Here is a 9,382-nt window from a genome sequence, read left to right as displayed (position 1 = left end):
CGGGGCGGTCCGTCGGCTGGGCGGCGCCGATGCCGCCGATGCCGCCGACTCGCGGGGGTGGCGCGGGGCGGCGGCGATGCTTATTTAGGGTCAGAACCTATCAATTGCGCGTTCGAGGTTTGAAGCGATTTTGTTCAGTGCGAGGAGGCAAGGCGCAGGAATATGTCGATATTTCCAGACTTGCCGACGAAGCAATGGACAAAATCGGTCAAATCCCCCCTCCCGCCTAATGGGGGGACGCCGAAATGGCTTCGATCTCAGGCCCGTGCGGCCTTGCGGGTAGCGATGCTACCCGCGGCGGCCACCCGAACCCGATATCTTCGCCATTTCGACGCCTCGAACGTGCAATTGATAGGTTCTGACCCTTGGCCGCGATGACTGACGGGGACCGGAACATGGTGGTGGTGGCGCGGCTGCGCGCGGCGCCGCTGGTGGGGTGGCAGTTCGCCTGCGCGGTGCTGCTCGGCGTGCTGCTGGTGCGGCTCGACTGGGGCGGCGATCCGGTCGATGCCTTTTGGAACATGGTCTTCGGGCAGCCGCTGCTGCTGCTCGCGATCGCTGCGGTGCTCGGCGTCTGGGCGTATGTCCTTGGCATGTGGCGGCGGCGCGGCGATTACCTCCGTCACGACGGGGTGACGCTCTATCGCGGCACCAGCGCGCGCTGGCCGCTCGCGCTCGTCCGCGATGTCGTGGTGGCGCGCGGCAATCTGGGGCTGGAGTCGCTCCGGCTGGTTGTCGACGACGACAGCGAGGTCACGCGCGAGCTGGTGAAGCTCTATATGCTCGAAGGTCCGCCCGCAGTGGCGCGCGACGGCGTGATGTTCGCGGCGGCGCGCGCGGGCGGTGTGATGCGGCCGGTTACGGTGCATTGAGCGCGGCCGGGCGCGGGGCGGTGAAGAGATGGGTTTCCTGCGATCCGCGCTGCCGCCGCGCGACGGGAGGATCTCAATCCCGTTCCAACGCCACGAAATCGCGCCCCAGCGGCGCCAGATGCGCGCCGCCGTCGACGAAGATCGTCTGCCCCGTCACCGCCTCGGCGCGCGCGAGGTAGACGACCGCATCGGCGATCTGCACCGGCGTCGGCAGCGCCCCGAGCGGCATGCGTTTCGCCAGCCGCTCAATCTGCGCCGCCGAATAATCCTCGGTCGCCATCGTCAGCCCCGGCGCCACGGCATTGACCCGCGCGCGGTTCCCGAATGCGACCGCCAGCGTCGCCGTCGCCTGCCACAGCGCCGATTTCGACAGGCTGTACGCGACTTGGTCGGGCACCGGATTACGCACGCGCTGGTCGACGATATTGACGATCGCCGGGCGCCCCGCCTCGCTCGCCGCGACGAGCGCCTTCGCCAGCATCACCGGCGCCGACAAGTTGACCTGCATCATCTCGGCGAGTGTAGCGGCCGACAGATCGGCCCATTCGCCCTCGGCGAACAGCGCGGCGTTGTTGACGAGCAGGTCGGGCGCGCGGCCGAATTTTTCGATCACCGCCGGGATCAGCGCATCGACCGCCGCCGGATCGGCCAGGTCGGCGGCAAAACGGTGAGCAAGAGCGCCCGTCTCGGCCAGCGCCTCGGCCAGCACCGGATCGGCGTCACCAGGGCTCCGCTTGTGAATCGCCAGCGCATAGCCCTCGCGCGCCAGCCGCGCCGAAATCGCGGCGCCGACGCGGTGCAGCCCGCCCGTGACGAGAGCGAGCTTTTGCGTCACTTCCGCGCCCCCAAACGACTTCGGCGCATCGTGATGCCGATTTCTTCGCCTTCCTCGGCGATCGCGAGCTTGACGATCTTCACCTCGACCTCCTCGACCTTGTCGTCCTGCAGGAACAAGGTGTCGATGATATGGTCGGCGACGCTTTCGATCAGCACGAAATGCACATCCTTGGGGATGCCCTCGGTCGCCGCGAATTTGAGGTGCATATAGTTTTTCGACGCGCTCAGCGGCGTCGTCGGATCATAATGATCGGCCATCGCCAGCTTGGCGCGCACCGAGATGCGCAGCGGCTGCGGCAAATGGGTTTCTTCGGAATAAATGCCGGTCAGCACCTGGACGGTCAGCCCGTCCACTTCCAGCCACAAACTATCGGTCACACGATCATCCTGCAGGCGGGCGCGACATTCGGCTTTGCAATACCGACGCCGGACCCTAAAGCGCCGCCGCATTAGCGAAAGGGTACGCGTTGGTCGAGTTACTTCCATTGTCGAATATCGAGCCGCAGGCCGTCGAGGATCTCCTCGACGCCGCTTTCGGAACCGATCGCTTTGGACGAACCGCCTATCGCATCCGCGAAGGCGTGGATGCGGTCCCCGCGCTCAGCTTTGCGCTGGTCGAGGATGGCGCGCTGCTCGGCACGATCCAATGCTGGCCGGTCGCCCACCGCGCGCCCGACGGCAGCGAAGCCCCACTGGTGATGGTCGGTCCGGTCGCGATCCGCCCCGACGTCCAGCGCGGCGGCCATGGCCGCGCCTTGATGGTGCAGATGCTCGACGCCGCCGAAACCCAGGCCGACGGCGCGCTGATGATGATCGGCGACCCCGAATATTATGGCCGCTTCTTCGGCTTCACCGCCGACGTCACGGGCGAATGGGATTTGCCCGGCCCGTTCGAAAAGCGCCGCCTGCTCGCGCGGGCGGTAAACGGGCACAGCCTGCCGACGGGCGCGGGGATGATCGGGCCGCGGTAGAATTTGTTCACGCGAAGACGCGAAGACGCGAAGAAGAAGAAGGCTCGGGCCGTCAGGCCCTTTGTTCCTTCAACCGGTCGGCCTGTCGCGAACTCGTGAAGAGGAAAGCCGCTTCGCGGCAGACGCAGCTTCTTCGCGTCTTCGCGTCTTCGCGTGAATCAAATCTGGGCCTTCCTATCCGGCATGCGCCTCGCTTCGCAGCGAAGCCGACTTGCACACCGCGCCCTTCCGCCTATGTCGGATGGATGGTCACCCCCGCCCTCTCGCTTCCCAAGGACTTCGCGCAGCTCTCGCTCGCCGAAACCGTCGAACTGCTGGCGGCGCGCAAGCTGCCGCCGGTCGAACAATGGCATCCCGAGCGCACCGCCGACAGCGCAATGGAAATCCGCGCCGACGGCAGCTGGTTTCACGAGGGCGGGCGCATCAACCGGCCCGCGATGGTCAAGCTCTTCTCGACGATCCTGCGACGCGAGGCGGACGGCAGCCATGTCCTCGTCACCCCTGCCGAAAAACTCAGCATCGTCGTCGAAGACACACCCTTCCGCGCCGTCGAGATGAAGAGCGAAGGCGAGGGGGCGACGCGCAAGCTGGTGTTTCGCCTCGACACCGACGATCTGGTCATGGCGGGCGCCGATCATCCGCTCAGCTTCGGCAGCGACGCCGACAATCCCGACCCGCGTCTCCACGTCCGCGGGGCGATCGGCAACGGCCTCGAGGCGCGGATCGACCGCGCGCTCTATTATGAGATCGTCGAGCTGGCGCTGGCTGCGGACGAAGAGCCGCCCGCGATCTGGTCGAACGGCGCGCGCTTTCCGTTGGTCGACGCCTGATGCTGTCGGCGAAATTGCGCGTCGCGCTCGACAATCTCCTGCCCGACAAGGGCGAGGATGAAGCCTATCTCGGCACCCCGACCTTGCGCGATGCCGCGGTGCTCATCGCCTTCACCGACCGGCCCGACCCCGGCGTCATCCTGACCCAGCGCCCGCAATGGCTGCGCAGCCATGCCGGGCAGGTCGCCTTTCCGGGCGGCAAGATCGATCCCGGCGACCGCGACGCGATCGACGCCGCGCTGCGCGAGGCGGAGGAAGAAATCGGCCTCAGCCGCCGCGACGTGATGGTCGCCGGCGTGACCGAACCCTATCGGTCGGGCAGCGGCTATATCATCACCCCGGTGCTCGGCGTCATCCCGCCCGACCTGCCGCTCGACCCCAATCCCGACGAGGTCGAGGACTGGTTCGAGGTGCCGCTCGATATCCTCTTCGATCCCGATAATTATGCGCGCCAGCATGCGAATTTTCAGGGGCACGACCGCCATTATTATGACATGGACTGGCAGGGACGGCGGATTTGGGGCGTGACGGCGGGAATCATCATCAATCTGGCGCGGCGGATGCCGGCGGGGTGGCACCGGTGACGGCGCTGCCCGCCGCCGAATGGCTGGGCCGGCCCGGACTGCGGCGCATCGTCGCGGCGCTGACCGCCGATGGCGGCGCGGTCAAGGTGGTCGGCGGCGCGGTACGCGATACCTTGCTCGGCTTGCCCGTCGCCGACATCGATCTGGCAACCCCGCTGCTGCCGGACGAGGTGGCGCGGCGGCTCGTCGCGGCCGATATCAAGGTCATCCCGACCGGCATCGCGCACGGCACCGTCACCGCGGTCGCCAGCGGCGACCATCACGAGATCACGACCCTGCGCCGCGATGTCGAAACCGACGGACGCCGCGCGACGATCGCCTTCGCCGACGACTGGCGCGACGATGCGGCGCGGCGCGACTTCACGATCAACGCGCTCTATGCCGATCCCGATACCGGCGCGATCGACGACTGGTTCGGCGGCCTTGCCGATCTGAAGGCGGGGCGCGTCGCCTTCATCGGCGACGCGGCGACGCGGATTGCCGAGGATCATTTGCGCATCCTGCGCTTCTATCGCTTCGCGGCGCGTTTCGGGCGCGGCGACCTCGACCCCGTCAGCCATGCCGCGGTCGTGACCGCGCGCCAGTCGCTCAAAAGCCTGTCGCGCGAACGGATCGCCGACGAACTGCTCAAAATCCTTTCGCTGCCGGAACCTCGGGGGATCGTGGACCAAATGGCGGCGGACGGGATTTTCGAGGTGGTCCTGCCCGAACTCGCCCCAGACTTTTCGCGGGTATTGAGCGAACTGACCGAAAATGAGCGGCAGGCCGGGGTCATCCCTTCGCCGCTGCGCCGCCTTTCGGCGCTGCTTCCCGCCGACGCCGGCATCGCCGAACAGGTCGCGGCGCGGCTGCGCCTGTCGACGCGGCAGCGCAAACATCTCGCCGCGCTCGGCGGACGCCGCGCCGATACCGCACGGCCGGTGCGGCAGCTGGCGCATGCGATCGGGGTCGACGCCGCGCGCGACGTGCATCTGCTCGCGGACGATACGGGTTCGGCAAAGGCGGCTGTGGGGGCGCTATCGGGCTGGACCGTTCCCGAAATGCCGCTCAAGGGCGGCGACATCGTCGCGCGCGGGATCGCGGCCGGCCCCGAGGTCGCGCGCATCCTGAAAGCGGTCGAGGCCGAATGGGTCGCCGAAGATTTTCCCGATGCAACGCGCGTGGCGCAGCTCGTCGATCAGAAGATCGGCCGCACCAGCGACTGACGCCAATAATCGAGCGCGTCCTTGCCATCCATCGGCCGCGCGAACAGGAAGCCCTGCCCGAAATCGCATCCGAGCGCCGACAGCAAGCGCGCCTGGTCGGCGGTCTCGACGCCTTCGGCCGTCGTGCGCATGCCCAGCACTTCGGCCAGGCTCTGGATCGTGCGGACGATCGCCACCTTGTCGCGGTCGTCGACCATATGTTCGACAAAGCTGCGGTCGATCTTGAGCACGTCGATCGGCAGGCGCTGGAGATAGGCGAGGTTCGAATAGCCGGTGCCGAAATCGTCCATCGCGACGCGCGCGTCGAGCGCCTTCAGCTCGCTGAGCACCGACAAAGCGAGGTCGGGATCGCCGATGATCGCGCTTTCGGTGAGTTCGATCATCAGCCGTTCGCCGCCGATTTTCCGGCTTTCGAGCGCCTGGCGCACCACCGCGGCGACATCGTCGCGCACCAGCTGGATCGCCGAGACATTGACCGAGAAATAGCAGTCGACGATTTCGCCGCCATTCTCCTTGTCCCAGTCGGCGAGCACCGCGGCCGCCTTGCTGATCGCCCATTGGCCGAGCGGGACGATCAACCCCGAATCCTCGGCGATCGGAATGAATTCGGCCGGCGAAACCGAATGGCCGCTGCTCGTGTCCCAGCGCGCCAGCGCCTCGAACCCGGCGACGCGGCCGCTCGCCAGCTCGATCAGCGGCTGGAAGGCGAGGTGGAGCCGGTCTTCCTCGATCGCGTTGCGCAGCTCGGTTTCCATCCCGAACCGGTTGTCCGACAGCATCGCCGCCTCGGGTTCATAGATTTCGATGCGGTCGGTCTGCTTCGCGCGTTTGAGCGCGATCTGCGCATGGCGGATCTGATCGGCGACAGCGGTGTCAGCTGCGGGCTGGATCGCACAGCCGAGCGCGCAGTCGACGCTGACCTTCAATTCGCCGATGCGAAAGGGGTGGTCGAAACAGCCGCGGATGCGCCGCGCCATTTCGCGCACATCGGCGCGGCCGCCGACGACGCGCGTCGATATGGCGAATTCGTCGCCCCCGGTGCGCGCCAATATGTCGCCGCTGCGCAGGCTCGATTTCAGCCGCCGCGCGACGGTGATGATCAGCTCGTCGCCGGCCATCGGCCCGATATGTTCGTTGATGCGGCTGAACCGCGCCAGGTCGAGCAGCAGGATCGCATGGTCGGCGGCGCCCACGTCGGTGATCGCGCGTTGTTCGACCAGTTCCTCGAACCCGGCGCGGTTGGGAAGGCCGGTCAGGCTGTCCGAAACGAGCTCGCGGCGCAGGTTGCGCTCGGTCATCATCTCCTGCGTCCGGTCGATCAGCGTCAGCAGGAACAGTCCGTCGTCGCCCGATTCGGTGGGCAGCGGGCCGATCGAGCCGCGCAGGTCGCGCGCCGCCGGGCCTTCGCCCAGCTGGCAGGAAAATTCCTGCGATTCTTCGGGAATTTGCGATACGCGCTCGATCGCGCGCAGCATCTCGATCGGCGCCTCGGCGCCTGCGGGCGACAGGCCGAGCCGGTCGAACGCCGCATTGCTGGCATGGAGCCCGAAATTGCCGCGCGCCATCGGTCTGATCAACGCGGCCGGAACGGGCAACGCATCGATCCAGCCGACGAACAACAAGGGCCGGTCTCCGCCGGTTCTATCGATAGGCATAACAGAGGGTTTTGTGCGACCTTTCCCCATTGCCCAAAGCCTAGGTCACGGGAAGTAAAGAAGGGATTTACGGCTAAGTCGAAATACGCTTAGCCGAAGCGATTGTTCCTCGGAAAACCGGTCGGAGGCATCCGGCCGGCGGCACCGCGCGCGACGCGCCAGGGGACAAGGTCAGTTTCGGTGCGCGTGCGGCCGGTATCGCCGCCCATCGCCCAGCTCAATCCATCGGCAAAGGCGAAGCTGACCGCGTCGGACAGCCCGCCGTCGCGGTAGCGTTGCAGCATCACGCCCTGGCCGCGCGCCATCACCGGCACCTCGGCGAGCGGAAAGACGACGAGCTTGCGATTCTCGCCGACCACCGCGACGCTGTCGTCGCTCGCCAGAACCGGCCGCACGATCGCGAGCGCCGCCTTGGGTTTCAGGTTGACGACGCCCCGGCCCTTGCGCGTTTCGGCGACCACTTCGGCCATCTGCGCGACAAAGCCGTGCCCGCTGGTCGAAGCGAGTAGCAGCCGGCCGTCGGCGCTCGCCGGGATCATCGCGACGATCCGCGCCTCGGGGTCGATATCGACCATCAGGCGCAGCGGCTCGCCGAACCCGCGCCCGCCGGGCAGCTTGTCGGCGCCGACGGTAAAGAAGCGCCCGTCGCTCGCCGCGATCAGCAGCTTGTCGGTCGTCTGCGCGTGCGCCGCGAACAGCAGCTCGTCGCCTTCCTTGAACTTGAATTCGGCCCACTGGTCCGCCGCGACATGGCCGCGCTGGGCACGGATCCAGCCGCGTTTCGACAGGATCACCGTCACCGGCTCCTTCTCGATCATCGCGTCGAGCGGGATCTCGCGCGCCGGCGCCGCTTCGGAAATCGTCGTGCGGCGCGCGCCGAGCAAGGTGTCGAGGCCGTAGACGGCGCGCAGCTTTTCCAGATCCTTGCGCAGCCGCGTCTTCTGCCGCGCCGGGCTTTCGACCAGCTTGACCAGCTCCTCGCGCTCGGCGGTCAAATCGGCCTGCTCGCGCTTGAGTTCCATTTCCTCGAGCTTGCGCAAGGATCGCAGCCGCATGTTGAGGATCGCCTCGGCCTGCCGGTCGGTCAGGATGAACTCTTCGATCATCACCGGCTTCGGCTCGTCCTCGGTGCGGATGATCTCGATGATCCGGTCGAGGTTGAGGAAGGCGATGATATAGCCCGCGACCAGCTCCAGCCGGTCGTCGATCTTCGCGATCCGGTGCTGCGCGCGGCGGACGAGCACGACGATCTGGTGCATCAGCCATTCGGTGAGCAGCTGGTGCAGCCCCATCACCTTCGGCGTGCGCGTCGCGTCGAGGACGTTGAGGTTGAGCGCGAAGCGATTCTCGAGGTCGGTCAGCCGATAGAGGCTTTCCTTGAGAATATCGGGGTCGACGTTGCGGCTCTTGGGCTCGATGACGATGCGCAGGTCCTCGGCGCTTTCGTCGCGAACATCCTCGAGGATCGGCAATTTCTTGTCGGCGATCAGCTGCGCGATCTGCTCGATCAGCTTGCCCTTGGCGACCCCATAGGGGATTTCGCTGATCACGAGCTGCCAGGTGCCGCCCGGCTGCTTCTCGATCCCGCTCTCTTCCCACCCGCCATCGCCCAGCTTGCCGGTCGAAAAACGCGCGCGGACGCGGAACCCGCCGCGCCCGGTTTCATAGGCGTGGGCGATCGTCTCGGGGCTGTCGACGACGATGCCGCCGGTCGGGAAATCGGGTCCCTTCACATGCTCGAGCAATTCGGACAGCTCGGCGCGCGGGTTCTCGATCAGCACCAGCGCGGCGCCGATCACTTCGGCGGCGTTGTGCGGCGGGATGTTCGTCGCCATGCCGACCGCGATCCCGCTCGCGCCATTGGCGAGCAGGTTCGGGAACAGCCCCGGCATGATTTCGGGCTCTTCATCCTCGCCATTGTACGTTGGCTTGAAATCGACCGTGCCCTCGTCGAGCCCCTGCATCAGGTCGACCGCGACGCGCGTCAGCCGCGCCTCGGTGTAACGATAGGCTGCCGCATTATCGCCGTCGATATTGCCGAAATTGCCCTGGCCGTCGACGAGCGGATAGCGGAGCGAGAAATCCTGCGCGAGGCGGACCATCGCGTCGTAAACCGCGACATCGCCATGCGGATGGAACTTGCCGATCACGTCGCCGACGACGCGCGCCGACTTCTTGTAGCCTTGCGACGGGTCGAGCCGCATCGCGCGCATCGCCCACAGCAAGCGGCGGTGGACAGGCTTCAACCCGTCACGCAGATCGGGCAGCGACCGCGCGGTGATCGTCGACAGCGCATAGACGAGATAGCGTTCGGACAGCGCACTGTCGAACGGGGTATCGGTCATGCCGGGGACGGGGTCTGAAGGAGGAAGATCGTCTGTCGTACTGGCCATTGCCCAGAGCCGATAGCAAGGCTGGCGCGCCAAGG

10 protein-coding genes are annotated in these 9,382 nt (G+C 66.8%); 6 read left to right on the top strand and 4 right to left on the bottom strand.

Annotated elements, in window-relative coordinates:
- Together VJ811_RS18555 and VJ811_RS18550 are read left to right on the top strand one after the other, a co-directional pair.
- On the top strand, nucleotides 1-230 hold a 230-nt coding region (locus tag VJ811_RS18555; protein ID WP_324075134.1), incomplete at its 5' end, for a hypothetical protein.
- Nucleotides 231-374: 144 nt separating this feature from the next.
- A complete protein-coding gene (locus tag VJ811_RS18550; protein WP_324075132.1) occupies nucleotides 375-872 on the top strand; it encodes a hypothetical protein in 498 nt (165 codons plus the stop codon).
- Between the two features lie 73 nt (nucleotides 873-945).
- On the opposite strand, the gene VJ811_RS18545 is transcribed toward VJ811_RS18550, so the two are convergent.
- Together VJ811_RS18545 and VJ811_RS18540 are read right to left on the bottom strand one after the other, a co-directional pair.
- Entirely contained in the window at nucleotides 946-1,707 is a 762-nt protein-coding gene (locus VJ811_RS18545) for an SDR family oxidoreductase (RefSeq protein WP_324075130.1), read from the bottom strand.
- Entirely contained in the window at nucleotides 1,704-2,087 is a 384-nt protein-coding gene (locus tag VJ811_RS18540; protein WP_324075128.1) for a dihydroneopterin aldolase, read from the bottom strand. Before VJ811_RS18540 ends, VJ811_RS18545 begins: the two co-directional genes overlap by 4 nt.
- An 89-nt stretch (nucleotides 2,088-2,176) precedes the next feature.
- Here VJ811_RS18540 and VJ811_RS18535 point away from each other — a divergent pair, with 89 nt between their 5' ends.
- The 4 genes from VJ811_RS18535 (at nucleotide 2,177) to VJ811_RS18520 (ending at nucleotide 5,299) form a co-directional block, all read left to right on the top strand.
- Nucleotides 2,177-2,680, top strand: a complete 504-nt coding sequence (locus VJ811_RS18535; RefSeq protein ID WP_324075126.1) for an N-acetyltransferase — start codon at nucleotides 2,177-2,179, stop codon at nucleotides 2,678-2,680.
- A gap of 245 nt (nucleotides 2,681-2,925) precedes the next feature.
- Nucleotides 2,926-3,510, top strand: a complete 585-nt coding sequence (locus VJ811_RS18530) for a DUF1285 domain-containing protein (protein ID WP_324075125.1) — start codon at nucleotides 2,926-2,928, stop codon at nucleotides 3,508-3,510.
- Nucleotides 3,510-4,094 (top strand): CoA pyrophosphatase, encoded by a 585-nt coding sequence (locus VJ811_RS18525; RefSeq protein ID WP_324075123.1) that lies wholly within the window; start codon nucleotides 3,510-3,512, stop codon nucleotides 4,092-4,094. The genes VJ811_RS18530 and VJ811_RS18525 overlap by 1 nt, the downstream gene beginning before the upstream one ends.
- Nucleotides 4,091-5,299 (top strand): CCA tRNA nucleotidyltransferase, encoded by a 1,209-nt coding sequence (locus VJ811_RS18520; protein ID WP_324075120.1) that lies wholly within the window; start codon nucleotides 4,091-4,093, stop codon nucleotides 5,297-5,299. The genes VJ811_RS18525 and VJ811_RS18520 overlap by 4 nt, the downstream gene beginning before the upstream one ends.
- On the opposite strand, the gene VJ811_RS18515 is transcribed toward VJ811_RS18520, so the two are convergent.
- Nucleotides 5,272-6,954, bottom strand: a complete 1,683-nt coding sequence (locus tag VJ811_RS18515; RefSeq protein ID WP_324075117.1) for a putative bifunctional diguanylate cyclase/phosphodiesterase — start codon at nucleotides 6,952-6,954, stop codon at nucleotides 5,272-5,274. The two genes, VJ811_RS18520 and VJ811_RS18515, sit on opposite strands and share 28 nt — an antisense overlap.
- Before the next feature lie 89 nt (nucleotides 6,955-7,043).
- Nucleotides 7,044-9,347 (bottom strand): DNA topoisomerase IV subunit A, encoded by a 2,304-nt coding sequence (gene parC, locus VJ811_RS18510; protein ID WP_324075116.1) that lies wholly within the window; start codon nucleotides 9,345-9,347, stop codon nucleotides 7,044-7,046.
- Between the last annotated feature and the right edge of the window lie 35 nt (nucleotides 9,348-9,382).

The sequence above is a fragment of the Sphingopyxis sp. genome (assembly GCF_035250425.1).
GTDB lineage: Bacteria > Pseudomonadota > Alphaproteobacteria > Sphingomonadales > Sphingomonadaceae > Sphingopyxis.
The sequence above is the reverse complement of the archived record's forward strand: the minus strand, read 5'-3'. Positions and strand labels throughout refer to the sequence as shown.

What these genes read in the sequence shown, in the direction of transcription:
- VJ811_RS18550 (WP_324075132.1), top strand. Translation starts at nt 375, where the DNA reads ATGACTGACGGGGACCGGAACATGGTGGTGGTGGCGCGGCTGCGCGCG.
- parC (WP_324075116.1), bottom strand. Translation starts at nt 9,347, where the DNA reads ATGGCCAGTACGACAGACGATCTTCCTCCTTCAGACCCCGTCCCCGGC.
- VJ811_RS18525 (WP_324075123.1), top strand. Translation starts at nt 3,510, where the DNA reads ATGCTGTCGGCGAAATTGCGCGTCGCGCTCGACAATCTCCTGCCCGAC.
- VJ811_RS18515 (WP_324075117.1), bottom strand. Translation starts at nt 6,954, where the DNA reads ATGCCTATCGATAGAACCGGCGGAGACCGGCCCTTGTTGTTCGTCGGC.
- VJ811_RS18530 (WP_324075125.1), top strand. Translation starts at nt 2,926, where the DNA reads ATGGTCACCCCCGCCCTCTCGCTTCCCAAGGACTTCGCGCAGCTCTCG.